Source organism: Sulfitobacter sediminilitoris (assembly GCF_010667575.1).
In the GTDB taxonomy this organism is placed as follows: Bacteria; Pseudomonadota; Alphaproteobacteria; order Rhodobacterales; family Rhodobacteraceae; genus Sulfitobacter; species Sulfitobacter sediminilitoris.
Genome location: NZ_JAABNT010000014.1, coordinates 73,625 through 96,918, shown reverse-complemented (window position 1 = coordinate 96,918; position 23,294 = coordinate 73,625). Strand labels below are relative to the sequence as shown.

At 57.4% G+C, this 23,294-nt stretch carries 26 protein-coding genes; 17 read left to right on the top strand and 9 right to left on the bottom strand.

Annotation, left to right across the window (positions count from 1 at the left end):
• Positions 1 to 47: 47 nt before the first annotated feature.
• The 7 genes from GV827_RS18450 to GV827_RS18420 are packed head-to-tail and all read left to right on the top strand — an operon-like array spanning position 48 to position 6,855.
• Positions 48 to 845: an SDR family NAD(P)-dependent oxidoreductase gene (locus GV827_RS18450; RefSeq protein WP_164355292.1), complete on the top strand. Its 798-nt coding sequence runs from the start codon at positions 48 to 50 to the stop codon at positions 843 to 845.
• Positions 846 to 891: 46 nt separating this feature from the next.
• Positions 892 to 1,866 carry an ABC transporter permease gene (locus tag GV827_RS18445; protein WP_164355291.1) on the top strand — a complete coding sequence of 325 codons (975 nt, stop codon included), beginning with the start codon at positions 892 to 894 and terminating at the stop codon, positions 1,864 to 1,866.
• 12 nt (positions 1,867 to 1,878) lie between these two features.
• Entirely contained in the window at positions 1,879 to 2,880 is a 1,002-nt protein-coding gene (locus tag GV827_RS18440) for an ABC transporter permease (protein WP_164355290.1), read from the top strand.
• Entirely contained in the window at positions 2,877 to 4,391 is a 1,515-nt protein-coding gene (locus GV827_RS18435; protein WP_164355289.1) for a sugar ABC transporter ATP-binding protein, read from the top strand. The genes GV827_RS18440 and GV827_RS18435 overlap by 4 nt, the downstream gene beginning before the upstream one ends.
• A gap of 1 nt (position 4,392) precedes the next feature.
• The gene (locus GV827_RS18430) at positions 4,393 to 5,259 is read left to right on the top strand and encodes an NAD(P)-dependent oxidoreductase (RefSeq protein ID WP_164355288.1); all 867 of its coding nucleotides are present in this window, start codon (positions 4,393 to 4,395) and stop codon (positions 5,257 to 5,259) included.
• A complete protein-coding gene (locus tag GV827_RS18425) occupies positions 5,256 to 5,963 on the top strand; it encodes a ThuA domain-containing protein (RefSeq protein ID WP_164355287.1) in 708 nt (235 codons plus the stop codon). The genes GV827_RS18430 and GV827_RS18425 overlap by 4 nt, the downstream gene beginning before the upstream one ends.
• Positions 5,964 to 6,000: 37 nt before the next feature.
• A complete protein-coding gene (locus tag GV827_RS18420) occupies positions 6,001 to 6,855 on the top strand; it encodes a fumarylacetoacetate hydrolase family protein (RefSeq protein ID WP_164355286.1) in 855 nt (284 codons plus the stop codon).
• Positions 6,856 to 6,879: 24 nt separating this feature from the next.
• Here GV827_RS18420 and GV827_RS18415 read toward each other — a convergent pair whose 3' ends face one another.
• The 5 genes from GV827_RS18415 to GV827_RS18395 all read right to left on the bottom strand — a co-directional run bounded on the left by GV827_RS18415 (position 6,880) and on the right by GV827_RS18395 (position 11,641).
• Positions 6,880 to 8,544 carry an acyl-CoA synthetase gene (locus GV827_RS18415; protein WP_164355285.1) on the bottom strand — a complete coding sequence of 555 codons (1,665 nt, stop codon included), beginning with the start codon at positions 8,542 to 8,544 and terminating at the stop codon, positions 6,880 to 6,882.
• Between the two features lie 3 nt (positions 8,545 to 8,547).
• Entirely contained in the window at positions 8,548 to 9,348 is an 801-nt protein-coding gene (locus GV827_RS18410) for an enoyl-CoA hydratase (RefSeq protein WP_164355284.1), read from the bottom strand.
• A gap of 20 nt (positions 9,349 to 9,368) precedes the next feature.
• Positions 9,369 to 9,818, bottom strand: coding sequence for an OsmC family protein (locus tag GV827_RS18405; protein WP_164355283.1), 450 nt, complete (start codon positions 9,816 to 9,818; stop codon positions 9,369 to 9,371).
• A 27-nt stretch (positions 9,819 to 9,845) separates the two neighbouring features.
• The gene (locus tag GV827_RS18400) at positions 9,846 to 10,985 is read right to left on the bottom strand and encodes a glycine cleavage T C-terminal barrel domain-containing protein (RefSeq protein WP_164355282.1); all 1,140 of its coding nucleotides are present in this window, start codon (positions 10,983 to 10,985) and stop codon (positions 9,846 to 9,848) included.
• A gap of 164 nt (positions 10,986 to 11,149) precedes the next feature.
• Positions 11,150 to 11,641, bottom strand: coding sequence for an Lrp/AsnC family transcriptional regulator (locus tag GV827_RS18395; RefSeq protein WP_164355281.1), 492 nt, complete (start codon positions 11,639 to 11,641; stop codon positions 11,150 to 11,152).
• A 356-nt stretch (positions 11,642 to 11,997) separates the two neighbouring features.
• On the opposite strand from GV827_RS18395, the gene GV827_RS18390 reads away from it, so the two are divergent.
• The 5 genes from GV827_RS18390 to GV827_RS18370 all read left to right on the top strand — a co-directional run bounded on the left by GV827_RS18390 (position 11,998) and on the right by GV827_RS18370 (position 15,345).
• Positions 11,998 to 12,159 (top strand): hypothetical protein, encoded by a 162-nt coding sequence (locus GV827_RS18390; RefSeq protein ID WP_164355280.1) that lies wholly within the window; start codon positions 11,998 to 12,000, stop codon positions 12,157 to 12,159.
• A 245-nt stretch (positions 12,160 to 12,404) separates the two neighbouring features.
• Positions 12,405 to 13,415 carry a tRNA dihydrouridine(20/20a) synthase DusA gene (gene dusA / locus GV827_RS18385; protein ID WP_164355279.1) on the top strand — a complete coding sequence of 337 codons (1,011 nt, stop codon included), beginning with the start codon at positions 12,405 to 12,407 and terminating at the stop codon, positions 13,413 to 13,415.
• Positions 13,416 to 13,445: 30 nt separating this feature from the next.
• Entirely contained in the window at positions 13,446 to 14,267 is an 822-nt protein-coding gene (locus tag GV827_RS18380) for a sulfite exporter TauE/SafE family protein (protein WP_164355278.1), read from the top strand.
• Positions 14,261 to 15,004, top strand: coding sequence for a hypothetical protein (locus GV827_RS18375; protein ID WP_164355277.1), 744 nt, complete (start codon positions 14,261 to 14,263; stop codon positions 15,002 to 15,004). Before GV827_RS18380 ends, GV827_RS18375 begins: the two co-directional genes overlap by 7 nt.
• A gap of 104 nt (positions 15,005 to 15,108) precedes the next feature.
• Positions 15,109 to 15,345 (top strand): hypothetical protein, encoded by a 237-nt coding sequence (locus GV827_RS18370; RefSeq protein WP_164355276.1) that lies wholly within the window; start codon positions 15,109 to 15,111, stop codon positions 15,343 to 15,345.
• Positions 15,346 to 15,351: 6 nt separating this feature from the next.
• On the opposite strand, the gene GV827_RS18365 is transcribed toward GV827_RS18370, so the two are convergent.
• The 3 genes from GV827_RS18365 to ccmI are packed head-to-tail and all read right to left on the bottom strand — an operon-like array spanning position 15,352 to position 17,290.
• A complete protein-coding gene (locus GV827_RS18365) occupies positions 15,352 to 15,585 on the bottom strand; it encodes a DUF1289 domain-containing protein (RefSeq protein WP_164355275.1) in 234 nt (77 codons plus the stop codon).
• On the bottom strand, positions 15,582 to 16,067 hold the full coding sequence (gene ruvX / locus GV827_RS18360; protein WP_164355274.1) for a Holliday junction resolvase RuvX: 486 nt from the start codon (positions 16,065 to 16,067) through the stop codon (positions 15,582 to 15,584). Before ruvX ends, GV827_RS18365 begins: the two co-directional genes overlap by 4 nt.
• A complete protein-coding gene (ccmI, locus tag GV827_RS18355) occupies positions 16,064 to 17,290 on the bottom strand; it encodes a c-type cytochrome biogenesis protein CcmI (protein WP_164355273.1) in 1,227 nt (408 codons plus the stop codon). Before ccmI ends, ruvX begins: the two co-directional genes overlap by 4 nt.
• A gap of 233 nt (positions 17,291 to 17,523) precedes the next feature.
• Here ccmI and GV827_RS18350 point away from each other — a divergent pair, with 233 nt between their 5' ends.
• Together GV827_RS18350 and GV827_RS18345 are read left to right on the top strand one after the other, a co-directional pair.
• On the top strand, positions 17,524 to 18,768 hold the full coding sequence (locus tag GV827_RS18350; protein WP_164355272.1) for a sarcosine oxidase subunit beta family protein: 1,245 nt from the start codon (positions 17,524 to 17,526) through the stop codon (positions 18,766 to 18,768).
• A gap of 121 nt (positions 18,769 to 18,889) precedes the next feature.
• Positions 18,890 to 19,039: a hypothetical protein gene (locus GV827_RS18345; protein WP_164355271.1), complete on the top strand. Its 150-nt coding sequence runs from the start codon at positions 18,890 to 18,892 to the stop codon at positions 19,037 to 19,039.
• A gap of 76 nt (positions 19,040 to 19,115) precedes the next feature.
• On the opposite strand, the gene GV827_RS18340 is transcribed toward GV827_RS18345, so the two are convergent.
• Positions 19,116 to 19,319: a hypothetical protein gene (locus tag GV827_RS18340; protein WP_164355270.1), complete on the bottom strand. Its 204-nt coding sequence runs from the start codon at positions 19,317 to 19,319 to the stop codon at positions 19,116 to 19,118.
• A 53-nt stretch (positions 19,320 to 19,372) separates the two neighbouring features.
• Here GV827_RS18340 and GV827_RS18335 point away from each other — a divergent pair, with 53 nt between their 5' ends.
• Genes GV827_RS18335 through GV827_RS18325 form a run of 3 tightly spaced genes read left to right on the top strand, consistent with a single transcriptional unit; the run spans position 19,373 to position 23,281 of the window.
• Positions 19,373 to 19,705 carry a sarcosine oxidase subunit delta gene (locus GV827_RS18335; RefSeq protein ID WP_164355269.1) on the top strand — a complete coding sequence of 111 codons (333 nt, stop codon included), beginning with the start codon at positions 19,373 to 19,375 and terminating at the stop codon, positions 19,703 to 19,705.
• A complete protein-coding gene (locus tag GV827_RS18330; RefSeq protein WP_164355268.1) occupies positions 19,702 to 22,719 on the top strand; it encodes a sarcosine oxidase subunit alpha family protein in 3,018 nt (1,005 codons plus the stop codon). Before GV827_RS18335 ends, GV827_RS18330 begins: the two co-directional genes overlap by 4 nt.
• On the top strand, positions 22,712 to 23,281 hold the full coding sequence (locus GV827_RS18325; protein ID WP_164355267.1) for a sarcosine oxidase subunit gamma: 570 nt from the start codon (positions 22,712 to 22,714) through the stop codon (positions 23,279 to 23,281). Before GV827_RS18330 ends, GV827_RS18325 begins: the two co-directional genes overlap by 8 nt.
• Positions 23,282 to 23,294: the final 13 nt, after the last annotated feature.

Genomic DNA, 23,294 nt, shown 5'->3' with positions numbered 1-23,294 from the left:
GCCCCGTTTCAGTTCTATTCTTATTACAGATTTGCGGGGGGTGCGTCATGGGGCGTGTGACTGGACGGTCTTGTATTGTGACAGGTGCCGCGCAAGGTATCGGGCGCGCAATTGCCGAGGCGTTGTTGGATGAAGGCGCTGACGTATGCTTTGCAGACATCAACGGTGACAAGGTCGCGCAAGTTGCGGATGTAAATGCTGACAGGGCAACGCAGCATGGCGGCAAGGTCATCCATGCGCAGGTCGATGTAACGGATCGCGCGTCAGTCAAAGCGATGATCGCACATGCGGTTCAGTCCTTCGGCAAACTTGATGTCAAATTCAACAATGCTGGCGTGAACCGCCCGATGAATTTTCTGGACGTGACCGAAGAAAATTGGAATTTCATCATGGGGGTCAACGGCTTGGGCTGCATGATCGGTATGCAAGAAGCGGCCCATCAGATGATCGCCCAAGGCACTGGCGGCAAGATCATCAACACTGCCTCGATCGCGAGCCGTCAGGGGTTTGACAATGTTGCCCCGTATTGTGCCAGTAAATTCGCGGTCGTGGCGCTGACCCAATCGGGCGCGCGCGATCTGGCAAAGCATAACATTACCGTCACAGGCTTTGCGCCCGGCGTCGTTGCCACGGAAATGTGGGAACAGGTTGATCAGGACCTGATGGAGATTGGTGCCGCAGATCGACCTGGACAGGCGATGGAAGAATTCTCTTCAGAGATCCTGCGCGGCCGCGTTGCCAATACGGAAGATATTACCGGAACAACGACGTATCTGGCGTCGAAGGATAGCGATTACATGACCGGACAAATCGTCATGATCGATGGTGGGATGACCTTGGTCTGACGTATAGGCAGACTATGGCCGGGCCTTTGGCCTTTGGGAGGGAAATATGGCGAGCATGTCTAAAGCGGACATAGGACGATTTTTGGCGCGGCAGGGCATCTTGATTGCCTTTGCCGTGTTCATCATCGGGTTCACATTGGCCAACGAACGGTTTCTGAGCCCCGACAACGTTATGGGCGTGGTGCGATCTTCTGCCATTCTGGGAGTCATGGCGCTTGGTGTGACATTCGTTGTCATCAGCGGCAACCTTGACTTGTCGGTCGGGTCAATGATGTCGTTCTCAACCATCGTGGTTCTGGATCTGCATGACAAGCTCGGACCCGCGCTTGCCATTCCCGCGATGTTTGCAATGACACTTTGTCTGGGGGCGTTCATCGGGTTTCTGGTGGGCTATCTCAAGCTGAACTCTCTGATTGTGACCTTGGGCATGCTGTCGGCCATTCATGGCCTGACGCTAACCTATTCAGGTGGCCAGAACATGGATATCGTTGATAAGGAGGGCACTTGGTTTGGCGTTTTTGGACAAGGGTCCGCACTTGGGATTCCTGTGCCCATTCTCATTTTCGTGGCTTTGGCTGCGCTTTTGGGCATCATATTGGCAAAGACGCCCTTCGGTCGCAAAGTCTACGCGGTCGGCGGTAACGGGACTGCTGCGACCTTCTCGGGTATCAAGCGCGCCCGCGTGGTCTTCTTGTGCTACGTGATGTCCGCGTTTTGTGTGGCCGTGGCTGGTCTTATTCAAGCGAGCCGGTCGATGGGATCGCAAAACACCGTCGGCCAAGGGCTCGAACTTGACGTGCTGGCCGCCGTGATCTTGGGCGGCGCGTCCTTGCTAGGTGGGTCTGGAACCATCTTCAAAACCGTCATTGGTGTGCTGATCCTTGGATTTATCCAGAACGGTCTGCTGCTGGTCGGCCTTCAATTCTATGTCCAATTCGTCGTGACATGGGTCATCATCATTCTTGCGGTCTGGCTCGATATTGCGGCCAAACGCGGCAGACTTTGGTCAAACATCGCGTAGGGGAGCGGAAAAATGGAAGCTGGAAAACTGTCCAAATTTCTCAAGAACGGCGCGATCTGGGGCTTTATCGTGCTTGAGCTGATCTTCTTTAGCGTGGCGGGTGAATTCATGTCGTTGTCCGACAAGGCGTTCATGGACGTCGACAACATGCTGCTGTTGCTCAAGCAATCGGCCCCCATCGGCATCATCGCCATGGGCATGACGATTATCATGGTGAACGGGAATATCGACCTGAGCGTCGGTGCCATTTTTGCCTTATCGGCGGTGATACTGCTCGACAGTATGACGTGGGAAGTCCTTGCCGGTCTGGGCGATTGGGTGATCCCTGTGTCTTGGGGTCTGGCGTTGCTAACGGGTGTCGTCTTGGGGGCGATCAACGGTTTGATCGTCTGGAAAACGGGCGTCGACGCCTTCATCGTGACGCTTGGGTCCATGTTGGGCTTTCGCGGTTTGGTGTTCATGTACAATGGCGAAAACCCGACTTCGAGCCTCAACTGGACCTTGGTAGACTTTGCCGAGGCGCAATTTCTGGGACTGCACACGGCAACATGGTTTCTGGCCGTCGTAACGCTCGTGATCTGGTACGTGATGACGCGCACAGTGCATGGGCGCAACGCCTATGCCATCGGGGACAACCGCGAGGCGGCAGTGAACGCTGGTATCAAGGTTGGTCCGCACATGTTGATCAATTTCATGATCATTGGCTTTTTGGCGGCCTTGTCGGCGGTGGTGTTTTACTCCGAATCTGGTTCGGTCAATCCAAACGATGGCCAACTCTATGAGCTTTGGGTCATTACAGCGGTGGTTCTTGGCGGTACCAAATTGACCGGTGGGGCAGGGTCGATCGTTTCGACGTTGGGCGGGGTTCTGGCCATACAATTGCTCCGCAAGGGATTGGGTCACATTGGTGCAGATACATCGACAGTCAATCTTGTGATCGGACTGATCCTGATCGCCGTCCTGTTCCTTGACCGCCAGTTAAACACCAAGGGCAAAGAGGAGTTGAAGATATGACCGACCAGACACCCGCCTTGCGTCTTGAAGGGATCGTCAAAACCTTCCCCGGTGTCCGCGCGCTTGATGGCGTTTCCTTTTCGGTGATGCCCGGCGAAGTCCACGCCCTGATGGGAGAAAACGGAGCTGGAAAATCAACGCTTATGAAGGTCTTGGGCGGTATCTACCAGCCCGAAGAAGGCCAGATCATTGTTGAGGAAGTGCCGACTGTGATGACTTCGCCCTTGCAGGCGAAATCCAAGGGGATCGTATTCATCCACCAGGAACTCAGCCTCGCGGAAGAGCTGACCGTGGCAGAAAATATCTATCTGGGTGAACTGCCACGCCGCTCCTTCGGGCGGGTCGACTGGGCTACGCTTTATGCGCAAACCGATGCGATCCTCGAAAAGCTGAAGGTGGGGTTCAACGCCAAAACGATTGTTGGTGATCTGTCCATTGCCAACCAGCAGATGGTCGAGATCGCCCGCGCGCTTACCGTGGATGCCAAAGCGGTCATTTTTGATGAACCCACAGCCTCCCTGACCGACGCCGAAAAGGTCGTGTTGTTCGATGTAATTTCCGACCTGCAAAGCCAGGGTGTAGGGATCATTTACATTTCTCACCGGATGGAAGAGATTTTCAAGATCACCGACCGGATCAGCGTTCTGCGGGACGGGTCCTATCGTGGCACGCTGGAAACCCGCAACACCAACGAAGAAGAGGTCACGCAGTTGATGATCGGCCGCGCGCTTGATCTGTCGCGCAATGAAACCCATCACGAGATGGGCGATATCGCCCTTGAGGTGCGTGGCCTGTCCTGCGGGGACCTTTTCGAGGACGTCAGTTTTGAGGTCCGGCGTGGTGAGGTCTTGGGATTTTACGGTCTGGTCGGGGCAGGGCGCACGGAGATTGCAGAGACATTGTTTGGATTGCGGAACCCCAGTGCCGGCACAATTCTGTTGGACGGCGAAGAGGTCCGCGTATCGTCCCCCGCCGATGCAATCAGTAAGGGCATTTCTCTGGTGCCGGAGGACCGTAAAGGCCAAGGCCTCGTGTTGGGTATGAATTGCCGTGATAACATGACCCTGCCGCAGGTGGGTGATCTGTCATCCGGCCCCTTTGTCGCCACCGGCGCTGAGACAGAGATTTTTGACAAATACAAGGACAAGCTCGATATCCGAACGCCGGGCTGGAAGCAGACGGTGGGCAACCTGTCTGGCGGCAATCAGCAAAAGATCGTTATTGGTAAATGGCTGTCGATGCATCCCAAAGTGCTGATCGTGGATGAGCCGACGCGAGGGATTGACGTCGGATCAAAGTCCGAGATTCACAACCTGATCCGCGAGCTGGCTGCACAAGGCTATGCTGTCATCGTGGTCAGCTCCGAGATGCCCGAGGTGCTGCACGTCAGCGACCGGATCGTCGCGATGTTCTCAGGCAAGGTGATGCGGACGTTTGCCTCGGCAGAGGTCACCGAGGAGAGCCTTATTCAGGCGATTTCAGGGATCACTGCTACCGAAAAGGTCGCCTGAGGTGCGCATCGGCTTTGCTGGGTTGGGCAGGATGGGGCAGCCCATGGCCCGCAACCTGATCGCAGCCGGTCATGAGGTGTTCGTCTGGAACCGGACCGAGCAAACTGCCACAGATTTTGCTGTGACCGAGGGTTGTATGGCGGTGCCGACCGCTGCCAATCTAATGGCGCAGGCCCAAATCGTAATTACCATGTTGGCCGATGACGCGGCCTCTGTTGCAGTGCATCTTGGCAAAAACGGATTGTTTGCCTCAGCACGCAGCGCGACTCTAGTTGAAATGGGCACGATGAGCCCTGACCACATCGCCGAATTGGTAGCAAAGGCGCCGAAAAATGTACGAGTGATTGATGCGCCGGTTTCCGGTGCGACACAAGCTGCTGCGAATGCAGACCTGCTGATTATGGCCGGATGCCGTGACGAAGATGCAGATCTTGCGGCTATATTCGATGCGGTAGGTCGCGAAACCATCTATCTCGGTCAGTCCGGGGCAGGGGCTGTGATGAAACTGGCGGTGAATTCGCTGATCCACGGGATCAATCAAACGCTGGCCGAAGCAATGACCTTGGCCGAAGCATCCGGCATCACGTCCGAGGTAGCATTCGATGTGATCGAAGCATCCGCTGCCTGTGCGCCGATGCTCAAATACCGGCGTCCGCTGTATCTGAACGAGGCAGATCACGACGTGACATTCACGGTGGCACTGGCCCGCAAAGACATGGAAGTGACGGTACAACTTGCAGATCGGCTTGGCTCTGCGATGCCACAAGGCCGTACCACCTTGGCCAAATTGATCGAGGCGGAAAAGGCAGGTTATGGCACCCGCGACATGGCGTCGATGCTGAACTACATGCGAAAGGCCACACCATGAAAGCGGCCTTGTTCGTCGGCGGCTGGGAAGGCCACACGCCGACCCATTTTGCGGATTGGTACAAAGACTTGCTGGAAGCCAACGGTTTCGCGGTCGATGTCTATGACTCGCTGGAACCCCTAGCGCAGCCGGAACATTTGGCGGATGTCGATTTGATCACGCCGATCTGGTCTTCTGCGCGCTCAGGTCACCAGGAAGAGTTCGGCAACATGACCAAACCGCAAGAGGACGGTCTGTTGAAGCTGATCGCAAACGGGTGTGGGATTGCAGGATGGCACGGGCACATGGGGGACGCGTTCCGCGACCGCCCGACTTATCATTTTCTGATCGGTGGTCAATTTGTGGCGCATCCGCCCGGATGGCCTGACAACCTGCAGCCGCGTGAAGACTACGTTGATTACGACGTGACGATCTGCAAACCAGACGATCCGATTGTGCAAGGCATCAAAAGCTTCCGCCTGACGTCCGAGCAATACTATATGCTTGTCGATCCGTCCAACGACGTCCTGGCGACCACGACGTTTTCGGGCGATCATCTGTGGTGGATCGAAGGCACCGTGATCCCAGTTGTATGGAAGCGGCGCTGGGACAAGGGCCGCGTGTTCTACTGTTCGATCGGCCACGAACTGGACGACCTGAGGGTGCCGCAAGTCACCGAGATCATCCGCCGCGGGGCGCTGTGGGCGGCGCGCGGCGCAGCCTGATGAAACCAAATTCACTCAATAAAAAAGAGGACACGATATGAAACTTCTCCGCTATGGCGCACCTGGCGCAGAAAAACCCGGACTTTTGGATGCATCAGGCCGTGTGCGCGATTTGTCGGGCGTCGTGCCGGACATCTCTGGCGATACATTGCGCCCCGCTGGCCTGAAGGCCCTGAACGCGCTGGACTCGGAAACGCTGCCACTTGTGGAGGGCACACCACAAGAAGATCTGCGCCTAGGAGCTTGTGTGGGGAATATCGGCAAATACGTCTGCATCGGTCTGAACTACGCGGATCACGCCGAAGAGGCCGGCATGCCGATCCCCGAAGAGCCCATCATCTTTAACAAATGGACATCTGCCGTGGTTGGCCCGAATGATGACATTCAAGTCCCACGCGGTTCGGTCAAAACTGACTGGGAGGTCGAACTGGGCGTCGTGATCGGCGAACCGGGGTCCTATATCGACGAGGCTAACGCGATGGACCATGTCGCTGGTTTTTGCGTTATCAACGATGTGTCAGAGCGAGATTTTCAGCTCAACCGCGCAGGCACCTGGGACAAGGGTAAAGGGTGCGACACCTTTGGGCCGACAGGCCCGTGGCTTGTGACACTTGATGAGATCGCAGACATGGACAACATGGACATGTGGCTGGATGTGGATGGCAAACGCATGCAGACCGGATCAACCGCGACGTTGATCTTCAAGATCCCGCACCTTGTTTCCTATTGCAGCCAGTTTATGAGCCTGCAGGCGGGCGATGTGATCTCGACCGGGACACCTCCCGGTGTGGGCATGGGGCAGTCCCCGCAGCAATACCTGCACGGTGGCGAGGTTGTGACCTTGGGTATTGCCGGATTGGGCGAGCAAAAATCGAAAGTGTTGCCAGCCTGACAGGGCACCAATAGCCCCGGCCTATCAAGCCGAGGCCATTTTATCTGAAACTGCTTTTTGCGCGATCACTTTGGCTTGGTCGCGTAAGACAAATTTCTGAATCTTGCCTGTTGACGTGCGCGGGATCGGCATGAACACGAACTGTCCCGGCACTTTGTAGGGCGCAAGCTGGTCCTTGCACCAAGCGCGCAAAGTAGCGGCATCCACAGTTTCACCGGTGGCCAATTCCACAAAGGCACAGGGCGTTTCTCCCCATTTTTCGTGGGGCATGGCCACCACGGCGACAATCGCGACTGCGGGATGACGATAGAGCGCTTCTTCCACCTCGATGGAAGAGATATTTTCGCCGCCCGAAATGATGATATCCTTGGAGCGGTCCTTGAGCTGAATATAGCCATCGGGATGCCGCACGCCCAGATCGCCAGAATGGAACCAGCCGGCGGCAAAGGCCTCTTGCGTGGCTTTCGGGTTGCGGAAATAGCCCTTCATGACGACGTTGCCGCGAAACATCACCTCGCCCATGGTTTTCCCGTCGCGCGGAACCGGCAGCATGGTTTCTGGGTCCAGCACATCCAATCCCTCAAGCGGCAGATAGCGCACGCCCTGACGCGATTTCAGGGTGGCCTGTTCGACGGGTGACAGATCATTCCAGTCCTGATGCCAGTCATTCACCACAGCAGGTCCATAGGTTTCAGTCAGCCCATACAAATGGGTCACATCAAAGCCCGCTGTTTTCATATCGGCCAACAGTTTTTCTGGTGGCGGGGCTGCGGCAGTGAAGAACTGCACGGTTTGATCCAGTTTGCGCTTTTCGGTATCGGGGGCCGAGATCATCAGCGACATGACAATGGGCGCGCCGCAAAGGTGGGTGACGCCCTCATCAGCCAAAGCGGTCCAGATCGGTTCTGCCCGCACCTGACGCAGGCAGACATGGGTCCCGATGATCGCCGACAGGGTCCATGGGAAACACCATCCATTGCAGTGAAACATCGGCAGCGTCCACAGATAGACCGCATGTTTCGCCATCGACGTGGTCAGCGCATTGCCCTGCGCCAACAGATAGGCGCCCCGGTGGTGCGAAACGACCCCCTTTGGATCGCCCGTCGTCCCCGAGGTGTAGTTGATCGAAATCGCGTCCCATTCGTCCAGTGGCATCAGCCAGTCAAATTCAGGGTCGCCCATCGACAAGAAGGCCTCGTAATCCTGTGCATCTGTCGCCGTTGCAGGCCCACAGAATTCAGCGTCGTCATATTGGATCAGCAGTGGTGTCACCGTGGCCAACGCCAGCGCGTCCTGCATCAACGGCATGAATTCGCGGTCTACGATGACGATTTCGGACATGGCATGGTCCAGCTGAAACGCAATCACCGACGCATCGAGGCGGGTGTTCACGGAATGCAGAACACCGCCGCACATGGGAACACCGTAATGGCATTCAAGCATCGCAGGCGTATTGGCCAGCAAAGCCGACACCGTGTCGCCGCGCCCGATGCCATGTTGTGCCAAAGCGGACGCCAACTGACGTGATCGCGTATAAAATTCGGCATAATCGCGCCGCAACGCGCCATGCACGATCGCTGTCTGATCAGGAAAGACTGAGGCCGCGCGTTCCAGAAATGTCAGCGGCGTCAACGGCTGATGGTTTGCAGGATTGCGGTCCAGATCGGCGTTGTAGGGGTTCGCGGTCATGGCTCAGGCGTCCTGCCATTGGGGCGCGCGCTTTTCGATGAAAGCACCGATGCCTTCTTCGGCGTCTTGCGCCAACAAGTTATTGACCATCACACCCGAGGCGTAATCGTAGGCATCAGGCAGCGACATTTCGCGTTGTGCGTAGTAGGCGCGTTTGCCCGTTGCCAGCGTCATGCTGGATTTCGACGCAATTTTGCGCGCCATCTCCATCGTTGCCTCTTGCAGGGCTTCGGGGGCAACCACGCGGTTCACAAGACCGATCTCGGCTGCCCGCGCGGCTGACGTGATATCACCGGTCAGCAACATCTCCATCGCGTGTTTGTCGGCCACATTGCGGGACAGGGCCACCATGGGTGTGGAACAGAACAGCCCGATATGCACGCCCGGTGTGCTGAACTTTGCTGTGTCTGCTGCAATGGCCAGATCACAGCTTGCGACCAGCTGGCAGCCTGCTGCAGTGGCCACGCCAGTGACTTCAGCGATAACGGGTTTGGGGCAATTAACGATGCCCTGCATCACGCCTGCGCACATCGCCATGACATTTGCAAAATAGGCTTTTCCACCATCCTCATTCAAACGCCCGGCGGTCATTTCCTTGAGGTCATGACCCGCACAAAACGCAGGACCTTTGGCCGCCAGAACAATGACCCGCACCTTTGGGTCGGCCCCCGCGTCTGCAAACTTAACTCTTAGTTTCGCCAGCATCGCCTCGGACAAGGCATTGCGCCGCGATTCATCGTTCAAGGTCAGGCGCAGTATACCGTTCACGTCCAGATCGCTCAGCAAGATGTCAGATGTGGTCACGTGGCTTTTCCTTTTGAGTGCTAGAGAATGTTGATTTCGACACAGTCGGCCAAGGTGTTCGCGATAAAGCAGTAGCGGTGCGCGCGGTCCTGCATCTGCGCCAGCTCCTCGTCGCTGACCGAAAAGCCGGTGTCGAAACGCACCACTGGACGCAGGTCAATCCGCGTCACCGACATCTGGCCCTTGGGGTTCTTCCCCAAATGGGCTTCAGCGTAATCGTGGTAACTGGCCACGGGCCAACCCGCTTTTGCTGACAGCGCAAGAAAGGTCATCATATGGCAACTCGACAGCGCCGAGGCGAGGGCCTGCTCGGGGTTCGTGTTTTCCGGATTTCCGCCCCAATCAGGGGCGGAATCGACCAGCAGGTCATACCGGTTGTTGTATTGCACGGTATGCTCGTTCGAGTAGGCACCAGTTTGCAATACGGGAGTGGCGCGCTGCCAATGCAGCTCGATCGCGAGGTCTGACATTTCGGTCTTCTTTCGTGTGGCAGGGCGTTAAGCGGCCGCGATTTGCTTTTTGGGATCATAGAACGGACGCTCGCAGATCGTTGCGCGGATGGGGCCGGATTTCGTGACGACCTCAACCTGGGCACCGATGTTGGCGTGTTCGGCTGAAACCATGGCCAAAGCAATGTTCTGCTCCAAACGTGGGGAATAAACGGCGGATGTAACCTTACCGATTGCTTCGCCATCGGAATTGATTTCCCAGAACGTCGTGTTGGGACCAGATAGAGGGTCACCGTCGATGATCAGGCCGATCTGCTTGCGGCGGACACCTTCGTCCTTGATGCGACGCAACGCGGCTTTGCCGATGAATTCAGCCTCCATGTCCAGGTTTACCAGCCGGTCAAACCCAAGCTCGTAAGGGTTGGTGCTCATGTCGGCATCCGCGTGATACGACAACATCCCACCTTCAATGCGGCGGATGGACGATGTGTGTCCGGGCTTGAGGCCGAATTCCAGACCTGCCGCCATGATGGTTTCCCACAGCAGATCGCCTTTGGATCCGTCGCGCAGGTAGATTTCGTAGCCCAGCTCGCTTGACCAGCCTGTGCGGGACACGATCAGCGGGATGCCATTCAATTCGACTTCGCGCAGCCAGTAGTAGCGCAGGTCCATAATCTCGTCGCCAAACAGCGCACGCATGATCTCGCCGGACTTGGGGCCCTGCAATTGCAGCGGGGACACATCCGGCTCACCAATCGTGACATCAAGGCCAGAGTTGATCGCAACCCCCTGTGCCCACAGGAGGATGTCGCTGTCAGCCAGAGAAATCCAGAAATGGTTTTCTGCAAGGCGCAGCAGGATCGGGTCGTTCAGAATGCCCCCATCTGCATTAGTAATCAGGATATATTTGCACTGGCCCACGGCCATCTTGGACAGATCACGACAGGTCAGCATCTGGGTGAATTTGGCAGCGTCAGGGCCAGTAATTTCAACCTGACGTTCAACGGCCACATCACACAGGATTGCGTCATTCACAAGGTTCCAGAAGTTCTGCTCCGGATCTCCGAAATCGCGCGGGATATACATGTGGTTGTAGACGGAAAATCCTTGCGCGCCCCAACGCACTGTGGCGTCAAAATAAGGCGACTTGCGGATCTGTGTGCCGAAACCAAAATCATCTGCTTGCATTGGAACTTCCTCCCGTTTTGTCCCTGATCGCTTTGATCGAAGACTGTCAAAATCTTTGCGAGATGTAGTCCAGGACAGGCAACGAAAGTGGTCTGAAGATTCCGAGTTCTCAGACCATGTGGGCCGTTTTTTTGGCCCTATCAGGACCGATTGGGCCAGATTGGCTATTTTGTGTTTGCAGCGGCCAATTTCGAGAGGTTCGGCAAACCCGATTTCACTTGTCGCGTCGCAAAGTGGGTCATGTAGCGGTCAATGCCGAGATCTTCGGTATGAAATTCTTCCATCAAGTCTTGAAACGCAGCAAGGCTGGGGCTGATGATCTTCATGATATAATCGACCCCGCCGCCGGTGGCGATGCAATCAATGATCTCATCTCGGCTGTTGAGGAAAGCCTCAAAGCGTTCAAAATCAGCCTTTCGATGGCGGCTTAGGGAAACTGTCACAATCACTTGCGCGAAATCTGCGAGATGCCCCAGAGCAATATCGGCATGATAGCCGCGAATATATCCGCCCGCTTTCAATCTGCCCAGCCGCGCCCAGCACGGGGTCGCGGAGAGACCGCTAATCTCGGCTAGCTTAGCTTTGCTCAATTGCCCATGCTGCTGAAGCGCACTGAGAATGCGGATGTCTGCTGCATCAAGGGCAAGTCTCTTCATTCAATCGGGTCTTTCATCGTATGAATGCACGGCCAAATGTCGCACGACCGCATGCTAGATTAGGATCTACCTATCTGAAAGCTTTCCATCACATGATTGGTTTTGCGACCGAAACGAGCAAATCCACGTCCAATTGATCCGCGTTGTCCGCCAATACGGGCTTATCGCGGTGCGATATCAACATGTCCCGGGGCGCCCATCTCCGAAAAGGCAATGCAGTCCGAACTCGTGCATACAGCTGTCTCTGTCCAAGCTCAGCAACGGCGAAAGCCACAGCAAGAAAATGCTTCGGGCTGCAGCCGGATTTTGGTTGCATCACGTTCTATGCCACGAAGTACGTTTAGGATCACTGCACGATGGACGGGATTTCCAGATATTGGAGCTTTTCTAATCCAAAACTGATTCAGCGTGGTTCGGAAGCTGTTTTGTGCCCCATCAGCGAAGCCATCTCTGATTGCAATGATACGTTGAAGGCCTCTTCTCAAATTATCACCGATGGAGGAGTAGAGCGCATCTGAAGGAGCAGGAGTGAGTTGGGCGTTGATGTGCACGAAACTTGCACACGTGCGTTTTAGCAGTGCCTTTCCCAAGACCCTTCCGTGACTGGGCCGAGCGAAAGGATAGGTGAGCCAGATCATAGCCCAACCCAATCACCGCCGATTGCCTGTCGTCACTCTCGGGGGGCTAGACCACCCCAATTTGTGTGCAGTATGTGTGCAACATGGACGCGAAAACCGGTTCGCGGACCATAGGAGAATTAGGAATGCCCCACAACGCAGCCGCTGCGGCAGCGAGATTGTCTATTGCCCCTATGATGGATTGGACCGACCGTCACTGTCGGTACCTGCACCGCCTGCTGAGCTGCCAGACCTTGCTTTATACCGAAATGGTCACGGCACCTGCATTGGTGCGGGGCGGTGCGGTGCATCTGCTGGAATACGATGTCTCCGAACATCCGGTCGCGCTTCAGCTGGGCGGTTCAGATCCGCGTGAACTGGCAAAGGCGGCCAAGCTGGGCGCGGATGCCGGATATGATGAGATCAATCTAAACGTTGGCTGTCCATCTGACCGGGTGCAGTCGGGCTCGTTCGGTGCCGTGCTGATGGAACAACCCGCGTTGGTTGCGGAATGTGTGGCTGAGATGATCGCGGCGGTGGATGTCGATGTGACCGTGAAATGCCGGATCGGCGTCGACGATCAGAACCCCCAAGACGTGCTGCCGGAATTTCTTGCCCGTGTCATCGCTGCAGGCTGCACGCGGGTGTCGATCCATGCGCGCAAAGCGTGGCTGCAGGGGCTCAGCCCAAAAGAGAACCGTGATATTCCGCCGCTGGACTATCCGCTGGTGCAAAAAATGAAAGAGTATTTCCCAAACCTGCATATCTCGATCAACGGCGGAATCACCTCACTGGATCAGGCAGAGGCGTTTCTGGACAGCGGTCTGGACGGCGTGATGATAGGGCGCGCAGCATATCATCAGCCTTCGGATATTTTGTGTCAGGCGGACCGGCGCATCTTTGGCACGGGCGCCGACACTAAGCCCGAAGATGCAGTCATGGCCATGATCCCTTACATCGAAGCACATCTGGTATCCGGCGGCAGGCTTAATCAGATCACACGGCACATGTTGGGTCTCTTTGCTGGCCGCCCTGGTGCGAGAGGCTGGCGGCGGGCGTTGTCGGAGGGTGCGTCAAAGCCGGGCGCAGGGCCTGAGCTGGTGTTGGATGCGCTTGATCAGCTAGAGACACTGGCAGCCCGGCAAGAAGCGGTGTAGCAGGGCGTCATCACTGCCGGAGAGACCGCGATGCCTGATACCATTCTCTTGATACAAATGGCGCTTCTGTTGATGGCCATTGGCGCCTTTGCAGGGGTGCTGGCGGGCCTTTTGGGGGTCGGCGGTGGCATCGTTCTGGTCCCGGCATTCTTTTATGCGTTTCAAACCCTTGGTTACGATGGTCCGCAGTTGATGCAGATGTGTTTGGCGACGTCGCTGGCAACAATCATCGTGACCTCCGTGCGTTCAGTTTTGAGTCACAACAAGAAAGGCGCGGTGGATTGGGATATCTTGCGCAGTTGGGCTCCGGGGATCGTCATTGGTGCCGTGATTGGGATGTTTGTGGTGGCGCAATTGCGCTCAAACACCTTGCAGGCGATCTTTGGTGTTCTTGCACTGATCGTGGGTTTGTATATGGGCTTTGGCCGTTCCGAATGGCGTCTGGGGCAGGCCATGCCAACGGGCCTCACCCGTGCCATCCAGTCACCGCTTGTTGGTTTCATGTCCGTGCTGATGGGCATCGGCGGCGGCAGTTTCGGGGTCCCCTTGATGAGCCTTTATAACACGCCGATCCATCGCGCTGTCGCCATAGCGGCGGGCTTTGGTGTGTTGATTGCCGTGCCTGCGGTGATTGGTTTTCTGTTTGTACCCATGCAGACGGGCGCACCGCCGCTAACGATTGGCACGGTCAATCTGGTTGCCTTTGTCATTATCATCGCAATGACTTTGATCACCGCACCATGGGGCGTGAAGCTGGCGCATGCGATGGATCCAAAGCCGCTGAAACGGGTATTCGCTGTGTTTCTTGTTCTGGTCGCCCTGAACATGCTGCGCAAGGCGCTTGGATGGTAGAGGACGGCTTTGTCGTCTTTGATAGTGACCCGGACGTCAAGCGCTGGGCTGCGGCAGCACATCGGATCGCATGTAAAGTTTCTGCAGACCCGGCAATACGCGCCGCAAATCTGAGGCATGGTGAGACGTGGTTCGTTGGTGTGGACTGCCTTCCAAATAATGCCAGCGGGGCGATCTGTGATGTCGCATTGAAAGGACCGTGGGAGGCCAAGGTCCCGGCTCCTTCGAAATGGCACGCAGCACAGCTTTCCATCGTTTATCCGGGTTATCCGGCGCAAGACCCCGAAGAAAGTGATGCAAATCATCGCTACCGCATCAAAAGGCACGCGGCGCATGTGGACGGCCTGCTGCCCTTGGGGCCGAAGCGGCGGAGATACCTGCGCGAACCACATGCATTTATTCTGGGGCTGCCGCTGAATGAGGCGAACGCGGCCCCATTGATGGTCTGGCCGGGCAGCCACCGGATCATGGGGAAGGCATTTCGGCGCCTTGTCGGTGATCGCAACCCCCTCGATGTTGATCTGACGGACATCTATCAGGACGCACGTCGCGAAGTGTTTGAGCATTCAGCGCCGCAAGCCATCATTGCCAAACCCGGCGCATCCATCTTGTTGCACCGCCATCTGCTCCACGGCGTTGCCCCATGGGCGCAGGGTCAGGTCGCACCGCCCGAAGGCCGGATGATCGCCTATTTCCGTCCGCAGTTCAGCGCCGCCGATTGGCTGGCCGATACCTGATGAAATTGGAAACAATCAAACAAAGACCCAAAGCTTGCCGCATTGTTGCCAGATCCGACACGATATTGAATGCCATAAACTCCGGCAAACGGGACAGCAGTACGATGGCAGCAATCATGACAGGCACACATGGCACCTTGGCTTATTGGGACGCCGCACCGGCAACGGAATGCGGACGTGCCTTTGGGCCAAGGGGCGACTTTCGCAAGCCGCAGCTTATCAGCTTTGCGCGGCTCAGCGCCTTTGCGGCAAACGGCAATCATGCGCCATCTGAATGTGATGGTGCAGTGACTTGGGACGCAGGTCTTGACCTGCTTTTCAGGATCGCGGGCAGGCGTTAAACGCCGCTAACCCTGCGCAAGGCGCGCAGCGCGGCCGCCACGCCGCTTGCGCAACTGACCTGCGCGCGATGGCAGAGCGTTCATGATCTCACGACGTTCGATTGGGCTCATCTTTGACCAGCGTGTGATCTCGTCGATGGACCGCAGGCAGCCGGTGCACAGCCGCGCCTCTGGGTGGACGACGCATATTTTCACGCAGGGGCTTTCGACCTCTTCACGCTTCCAGATAGTATCGCTCACGTCGCGGCTCCTTCGTTGCGCATCACCCTCAAGCGGTCCAACACGCCTTGAAGGATATACCCTGCTGCGACGTGATCAATCACCTCCGCGCGACGCTTTCGGGTCGTATCCGCCTCCAACAGTGCCCTTTCTGCCGCAACCGTGGACAGACGTTCATCCCAAAAAGTGATAGGCATCGGCGTCAGCCGGTCAAAGTTTCGGGCAAAGGCGCGTGTCGATTGGCAGCGCGGCCCTTCGGACCCATCCATGTTGCGGGGCAGGCCCAGCACCAGACCGCCGATCTGCCGGTCCTGTATGATTTCATTAAGACGGGCGGCGTCCACGCCAAATTTCTTGCGCTTGATGGTTTCAAGGGGGGTGGCAACGCTCAGGAAGTTATCCGTGACCGCGACACCAATGGTCTTCTCTCCCAGATCAAGACCGATCAGCGCGCGCATTGGCGGGACCGCTGCCGCAAACTCGGCCATGTCCTCAAAGATCATTCGGCAACTCCGGCCTGCTGGCCTGCGGCGCGGATAGTATCAATTGCCCCCGGTTCGCCTGCGAAAACTTCCATCGCATTGTCATAGATCGCCCGCGCCTGCGACGGGTTGCCCATGATCGCCAGCGAAGTGATCAGCCGCGCCCAATCCTGCGGTGGCCCACCTTCTGTTGCCAAACGGTTCGACAAGCCTTCGACCATGCCGCCGATCATTTCCATCCGCTCGGCGGGGGTCATATCGGCCGCAGTTTCGATATCTTGGGCGGAAGGGCCGGGTGCATCCGAACCGCCAATTGCCGGAATGGTGTAGTTTACGCCGGCAAGCTGCGCGACGCTTTCGATCTGAGCGAGAATGGGTTCAATCCAAGGAGCGTCAGCCGGACCGCGTCGCAGCAAACCGTCCCAAAGCCGGAAGGCGAGGTCGGGCCGTCCGGTCTGGATCATCATCAAACCGATATAGTAGCGCGATCGCGCGTCATTCTCATCTTTGGCCAAGGAGGCGCGAAACGCTTTCTCCGCCTCGGGCGAGACGTAACCGCCCGCTGCCATCACCAGCAATTCACCGTAGTCAGAAATGTCGTCGGCAGTAATCTCGCTGCCCTTGATGCGCAGCACAGCTTCCTGCGCTTTAGCGGCGGCAGTGAAATTGCCTATCCGTGCCTCATTTTGCGCCAGCAACTGATGGCCTTGCAGATCGTTAGGACGCCCCGAAACGGTTTCACGCAGGCGTTTCATCAGCGTCGTGAATTCCTCACTCAAGTCTTCCTGCGGGACAAAAGGCGGTAGGCTGTCGACGGCGGTCTGTTGACTTGGTCGGTTCTCGCGCATCTGCTCTGCAAAGGCGATCCGGTCCTCAAGCGCAAGATCGCCGTAGCCCGGCTGACCGATCCATGTATAGAGCGCGACGCTCCCGCCGATCAATGCTACGGCCACCAATCCAATCAGCAGGCACGGCGCTGCCGTATCTTTCTGGCCAATGACGCTACGGTTTGCATCGGCGGCAAGGATGCGGCGCGAGATTTCGGTGCGGGCCCTTTCGGCATCCTCTGCTCCGATAACACCGCGCGTGACGTCCCGGTCGACCTCGGCCAATTGATCACGATAGACCTTGAGATCGTAATCGGAGGCATCGGGTACCAGATCATCCCCGGCCTGCAACATCACCCGGCCCAACATCAGAACGACAACAGCCGCGATGGCAACAATGATGATCCAGAAAGTCATGAGGCGCCCATACGTTAAAACTTTGCACGTACCTAAGGCTTCCGTGCGCCGGACAAAAGGGCTCAATCACGGTGATAGCTGCGACGCCTGAGCGCAATTGCATCTCATGTCGCAAAATTGATAACAAATGCCGTGGCCAGTATCCTTTTTTCCCAAGCATCCGCCAGAACGGGGGCACTAGCCAAGAGGGTCCCGAATCCGGGGCCAATCCGCCTGTTCCAAGGAAGCGTGACATGAAGAAGTATTCCGTCTTTGCAGTGGCCCGCGAGGCCATGCGTAATCACACCGGCTGGGATCGGGCGTGGCGCGATGCACAGCCCAAGTCGAAATACGACGTCATCATTATCGGGGCAGGGGGCCACGGGCTGGCCACTGCGTATTACCTCGGCAAGAATTTCGGCATCACCAATGTGGCGATCCTTGAGAAAGGCTGGCTGGGTGGGGGCAATACCGGTCGGAACACGACGATTATCCGCTCGAATTACCTTCAGGATCCTTCGGCGGCCATCTACGAGAAATCCCGCTCGCTGTATGAGACGATGTCGCAAGACCTCAACTACAACGTCATGTTCAGCCCACGCGGCGTGATCATGCTGGCCCAAACCGAACACGAGGTGCGCGGGTACAAGCGCACGGCGCATGCAAACGCTCTTCAGGGGGTCACGACCGAGTGGATAGACGCGGCGCGGGTAAAGGAACTGTGCCCGATCATGAACATAGACGGCCCGCGTTATCCGGTGCTGGGCGGCCTGTGGCAGGCGCGCGGCGGTACGGCGCGGCACGACGCGGTCGCCTGGGGCTATGCGCGGGCGTGCTCAGACATGGGCATGGACGTGATCCAGAAATGCGAAGTTACAGGCATCCGGCAGGAAAACGGCAAGGTCACGGGTGTAAGCACCAATCGCGGCGACATCGCTTGTGACAAGCTTGGTATGGTCGTGGCCGGTCACTCCGGGCATCTGGCAGATATGGCTGGTTTCCGTTTGCCGATTGAATCTGTCGCCCTTCAGGCGCTTGTGTCCGAACCGATCAAACCCTGCATGGACATCGTGGTGATGGCCAACACGGTGCACGGCTATCTGTCGCAATCCGACAAGGGCGAGATGGTGATCGGCGGCGGCACCGATGGCTATAACAATTACACCCAGCGCGGGTCGTTTCACCATATCGAAGAAACCGTGCGCGCACTGATTGAAACCTTCCCGATGCTGAGCCGCCTCAAGATGCTGCGCCAATGGGGCGGTATCGTGGATGTGACGGGGGACCGGTCGCCGATCCTGTCAAAGACGCCTGTCGAAGGTATTTTCATCAACTGTGGCTGGGGAACAGGTGGCTTCAAGGCGATCCCCGGATCAGGCTGGGCCATGGCCGAGTTGATGGCCAAGGGCCGTTCGCCGCTGACGGATGCTTTTGGGCTGGAACGCTTCACCGAAGGCCGGTTCATTGATGAGTCTGTCGCAGCTGGAGTGGCGCACTGATGCTGCGCTGCGTAGTGAATCTATCGGCCAGTCTTGGCTCAAAAAGCGTGTCTGGCGACAAATCTCTTGATTTGAACTATCCTCCGGCCATGCTTCTTGCATCCAAAGGAAAGGATGCGAAATGGCACAGCAGACCATTCACAACGGAGGATCACGGCGCGGAATTGTTATCGCGCTTTTGGTTCTTGCAGTCTTCGTTCTCGGCATTGCCATGCTGGGCAACGGATCGGCGCCCGACGGCGTTGCACCGACCGCAACAGCGACGGACTAGGCTCGGCTTCTACGGGCGGCGGGCTGGCAACAGCCTCCGCCTGCACAGCGCGCGGCTTGCGCGCACCACATCAAATTCAGAAGATACTGCCACCATGCGGGGGCTGTGCGATCGAGCTTTCGGCGCGCAGTTTTTCCGCGTCGGTATAAGCCGCTCGCACGCAGTCGCGCGTCGGGTCCGGGCTGTCATTCGTCACGATGGACCGTCGCTTGCGCCACTCATAGAGCGCCAGCACAGCGGCACCGAGGGCCAGTGCACCCAAAGCATACATAAACCACATGATATCAATGAGATGGGCTCACGCCCCCGTTTTTTCAAGCCTGGAGCCATCCCATGCTGACCATCCACTGCCCCAATTGCGGCGTTACTGCCGAAGAAACCGAATTTCATGCTCACGGCGAGGCGCATCTGACGCGCTTTGGTCCCGGTTCCACGGATGATCAGTTCGAAAGCTATCTGTTCATGCGCCGCAACCCCAAGGGTGTGCATTTTGAACGCTGGCGGCACCAGAACGGCTGTGGCAAGTGGTTCCATGTGGCGCGCTGCACCATGACGCTTGAAGTCTTTGGCAGTTATTCGGCCCAGACCACAGAGCCGCCCCAGGACATCATCGATATCATCAAGGACCGCCGCCCCGATTGGGACGGTTTGGAGGCCACCACATGAGCACACGTCTTGCCACCAAAGGTCGCCTGATCGACACCAGAAAACCGCTGTCGTTCTCGTTCAACGGTAAGAAAATGCGCGGGTATGCGGGGGATACGCTTGCCTCGGCGTTGCTGGCCAATGACCAGATGCTTGTGGGGCGTTCATTCAAATACCACCGTCCGCGCGGCGTCGTCGCTTCGGGCGCGGAGGAACCCAACGGTCTGGTGAACCTTGGCAAAGAGGGACAGTTTGAGCCGAACCAACGCGTTACCACAACAGAGCTGTTCGATGGACTTGAAGCGGAAAGCCAGAACCACTGGCCCAGTCTTGAATTCGACATCGGTGCGATCAACAAGCATCTAAGCCGCTTTCTGCCTGCCGGTTTCTATTACAAGATGTTCATGTATCCCCGTGCCGCGTGGAAACATGTCTACGAACCTTTCATCCGCCAGTCGGCTGGTCTGGGTAAAGCGCCCAAATCACGGGATGAGGACACATACGAGCATTTCTATGCGTTTTGCGATGTCTTGGTCGTGGGCGGTGGTGTCGCCGGTCTGCAGGCGGCGCTGACTGCGGGCAAATCAGGCGCGCGGGTGATCCTGCTGGAACAGACCGATCACTGGGGCGGACGCGCGCCTGTCGACGGCGGGACCATTGATGGCGGGCCTGTGGATAAGTTCGTGGACGAAACCCTTGCCGCATTGAAATCAATGGACAACGTCCAGTTGCGTAACCGAACGATGGGCGCTGGTGTCTATGACCACGGCTATGCGCTGGGCTACGAACGCCTGACGGATCATGCGCCTAAAGCTGGCGGTCCACGGCACCGCCTGTGGCGCATCCGTGCGGCGCAGATCATCACTGCGACAGGGGCCATTGAACGCCCGCTCAGCTTTGCCGGAAACGACATTCCGGGCGTGATGCTGGCCTCTGCTGTGCGCGACTATGTGGTGAACTACGGCGTTTCAGTCGGCGACCGGACCGTCGTTGTGACAAACAATGACAACGCTTACCTTACGGCAATTTCGCTTAAGCATGCAGGCCTCGACGTGCCTGTCATCCTTGATGCGCGGGTGCTGCCAGATGATCGAGGGCTGGTCGCGCAGGCCAAGGCGCTGGGCATTCGTGTGCTGATGGGTCACGGCATTGCGTCGGTCAAAGGTGGTAAGCGGGTGACCGGTGTTCAGATCTGCTCTCAGGCCGGTGAAGGTGCCGTGCTGGAAGAGGTGGCATGTGATGCGGTCGCCATGTCTGGTGGCTGGTCACCGGTGGTGCATTTGTGGTCCCACTGCGGCGGCAAATTACGCTGGGATACCAGTCATGCGTGTTTTTTGCCGGATGTGGACAATCCGCCGAAAGGCGCTGATGGCATGGGTTTTGTCACCCCCGCCGGGGCTGCATCGGGGATGTTCGCGCTGGATGACGTGTTGCACGACGCACACTCAGCAGCTGAGGGGGTCATCACCAGCCTTGGTATGAGGCTTGCCAAGAATGTGAGTTCTCCGATTGCGGATCGCCGCGAGGAATCCCCGCTGGCGCCCGTCTGGCTGATGCCGCATGGCGCCAGCGCCAAGCTGCGAGAGAAAACCTGGCTGGATTATCAGAATGACGTGAAGGTGTCTGACGTCCGTCTGGCGGCGCAAGAGGGCTTTGTATCGGTCGAGCACGCCAAGCGCTACACCACACTTGGCATGGCGACGGATCAGGGCAAGCTGAGCAACATCAACGGTCTGGCAACCCTCGCCGGAGCGTTGGATGCGGATATTCCCACCGTGGGTACAACCACCTTTCGACCGCCGTACCACCCGATCTCGCTCGCTTCGATCGCAGGAGAGGCAAAGGATCACGTGTTCCAGCCCATCCGCCGCACGCCGATTCACGACTGGCATGAAGCAAACGGAGCCATCTTCGAACCTGTTGGGCAGTGGCGCAGGCCGTATGCCTTCAAGCGGGGACTGGAAAGCACGCATGATGCCGTGATGCGCGAAGTGAAGAATACCCGCGAAAAGCTTGGCCTTCTGGATGCGTCCACCCTTGGCAAGATCATCGTCAAAGGGCCGGACGCGGGCAAGTTTCTGGACATGATGTACACCAATGTGATGTCGACGCTGAAGGTCGGAAAATGCCGCTACGGGTTGATGTGTTCGGAAAACGGTTTCTTGATCGACGACGGCGTTGTTGCACGGATCGATGAAGACACTTGGCTTTGCCATACCACCACCGGCGGGGCGGAGCGTATTCACGCCCACATGGAAGAATGGCTGCAAACGGAATGGTGGGACTGGAACGTCTACGTGGCCAATGTGACAGAGCAGTACGCGCAGGTTGCCGTCGTTGGCCCGAACGCACGTACCGCGCTTGAACGGCTTGGCGGTATGGACGTGTCGAAAGAGGCGCTGGGTTTCATGGATTGGGCGGATGGAGAGCTGGGCGGTTTCAAGGTGCGTGTCTATCGCATTTCGTTCTCCGGTGAGCTGAGCTATGAGGTCGCAGTCGATGCCAGCCACGGACAGGCGTTCTGGGACGCGTTGCTGGCAGTTGGTGCTGATCTGGGTGTGATGCCCTATGGCACCGAATGTCTTCACATCATGCGGGCCGAGAAAGGCTTTATCATGATCGGCGACGAAACCGATGGGACCGTGATCCCGCAGGACCTTGGGCTGAACTGGGCCATTTCCAAAAAGAAAGACGACTACCTTGGCAAGCGCGCGCAGGAACGCAGCCATATGACCGATCCGAACCGCTGGAAATTGGTAGGGTTGGAAACCGTCGACGGCTCAACCCTGCCTGATGGCGCCTACGCCGTGGGCGAGGGGACGAACGAGAACGGTCAGAAGAATATGATCGGGCGGGTCACCTCGACCTACCATTCGCCAACTCTTGGCAAGGGGATTGCCATGGGGCTGGTCTTGCACGGCCCCGACCGCATGGGTGAAGTGCTGAGCTTCCCCGGTACGGACGGCAAGACCTATGAGGCCAAAATCGTTGATCCGGTCTTTTGCGATAAGGAAGGGGAGAAGCAGAATGTCTGAGCCCGTTACCGCCCTGAAAGGTGGGACCAACACCGCAGGCTTCGCCTCCGTCACCGAAATCGGTCCGATTGGCATGATCACGCTGCGCGGCCGACTGTCAGAAAAAGCGATCACCAAGTCTGCAGTGGCCGCAAGCGGCGTAACGATGCCGGAACAGCGCATGTGCAACACCCAAGGCGAACATGGCATCGCCTGGATGTCGCCTGATGAGCTGCTGGTGATGTGCCCCTACGCAGAAGTCCATGACCGTTTGGCTGATCTGCAAGAGAAGCTGGCCAAGCATCATGCGCTGGCGGTCAACGTATCGGACGCGCGGGCGGTGTTTCAGGTCAAGGGCGAAGGGGTGCGTGAAGTTCTGGCGAAACTCGCGCCAGTGGACATGCATCCCGATCAGTTCACGCCGGGCATGTTCCGCCGCACGCGGCTGGCACAGGTTCCCGCTGCTTTCTGGATGACGGATGATACCACCGTGCACATCATCTGCTTCCGCTCGGTGGCGCAGTACGTGTTTGAAGTGCTGTGTGTTGCGGCGCAGCCAGGCTCAGAGGTTGATCACTTCTAAGCCATCTTGGGCG

Coding starts and splice junctions, on each gene's coding strand:
- GV827_RS18370 (WP_164355276.1), top strand. CDS start 15,109: ATGGCAGCAATCATGACAGGCACACATGGCACCTTGGCTTATTGGGAC.
- GV827_RS18335 (WP_164355269.1), top strand. CDS start 19,373: ATGCTGACCATCCACTGCCCCAATTGCGGCGTTACTGCCGAAGAAACC.
- GV827_RS18340 (WP_164355270.1), bottom strand. CDS start 19,319: ATGTGGTTTATGTATGCTTTGGGTGCACTGGCCCTCGGTGCCGCTGTG.
- GV827_RS18445 (WP_164355291.1), top strand. CDS start 892: ATGGCGAGCATGTCTAAAGCGGACATAGGACGATTTTTGGCGCGGCAG.
- GV827_RS18435 (WP_164355289.1), top strand. CDS start 2,877: ATGACCGACCAGACACCCGCCTTGCGTCTTGAAGGGATCGTCAAAACC.
- dusA (WP_164355279.1), top strand. CDS start 12,405: ATGCCCCACAACGCAGCCGCTGCGGCAGCGAGATTGTCTATTGCCCCT.
- GV827_RS18425 (WP_164355287.1), top strand. CDS start 5,256: ATGAAAGCGGCCTTGTTCGTCGGCGGCTGGGAAGGCCACACGCCGACC.
- ruvX (WP_164355274.1), bottom strand. CDS start 16,067: ATGATCTTTGAGGACATGGCCGAGTTTGCGGCAGCGGTCCCGCCAATG.
- GV827_RS18350 (WP_164355272.1), top strand. CDS start 17,524: ATGAAGAAGTATTCCGTCTTTGCAGTGGCCCGCGAGGCCATGCGTAAT.
- GV827_RS18330 (WP_164355268.1), top strand. CDS start 19,702: ATGAGCACACGTCTTGCCACCAAAGGTCGCCTGATCGACACCAGAAAA.
- GV827_RS18345 (WP_164355271.1), top strand. CDS start 18,890: ATGGCACAGCAGACCATTCACAACGGAGGATCACGGCGCGGAATTGTT.
- ccmI (WP_164355273.1), bottom strand. CDS start 17,290: ATGACTTTCTGGATCATCATTGTTGCCATCGCGGCTGTTGTCGTTCTG.
- GV827_RS18400 (WP_164355282.1), bottom strand. CDS start 10,985: ATGCAAGCAGATGATTTTGGTTTCGGCACACAGATCCGCAAGTCGCCT.
- GV827_RS18450 (WP_164355292.1), top strand. CDS start 48: ATGGGGCGTGTGACTGGACGGTCTTGTATTGTGACAGGTGCCGCGCAA.
- GV827_RS18440 (WP_164355290.1), top strand. CDS start 1,879: ATGGAAGCTGGAAAACTGTCCAAATTTCTCAAGAACGGCGCGATCTGG.
- GV827_RS18405 (WP_164355283.1), bottom strand. CDS start 9,818: ATGTCAGACCTCGCGATCGAGCTGCATTGGCAGCGCGCCACTCCCGTA.
- GV827_RS18415 (WP_164355285.1), bottom strand. CDS start 8,544: ATGACCGCGAACCCCTACAACGCCGATCTGGACCGCAATCCTGCAAAC.
- GV827_RS18325 (WP_164355267.1), top strand. CDS start 22,712: ATGTCTGAGCCCGTTACCGCCCTGAAAGGTGGGACCAACACCGCAGGC.
- GV827_RS18390 (WP_164355280.1), top strand. CDS start 11,998: ATGGACGGGATTTCCAGATATTGGAGCTTTTCTAATCCAAAACTGATT.
- GV827_RS18395 (WP_164355281.1), bottom strand. CDS start 11,641: ATGAAGAGACTTGCCCTTGATGCAGCAGACATCCGCATTCTCAGTGCG.
- GV827_RS18420 (WP_164355286.1), top strand. CDS start 6,001: ATGAAACTTCTCCGCTATGGCGCACCTGGCGCAGAAAAACCCGGACTT.
- GV827_RS18375 (WP_164355277.1), top strand. CDS start 14,261: ATGGTAGAGGACGGCTTTGTCGTCTTTGATAGTGACCCGGACGTCAAG.
- GV827_RS18380 (WP_164355278.1), top strand. CDS start 13,446: ATGCCTGATACCATTCTCTTGATACAAATGGCGCTTCTGTTGATGGCC.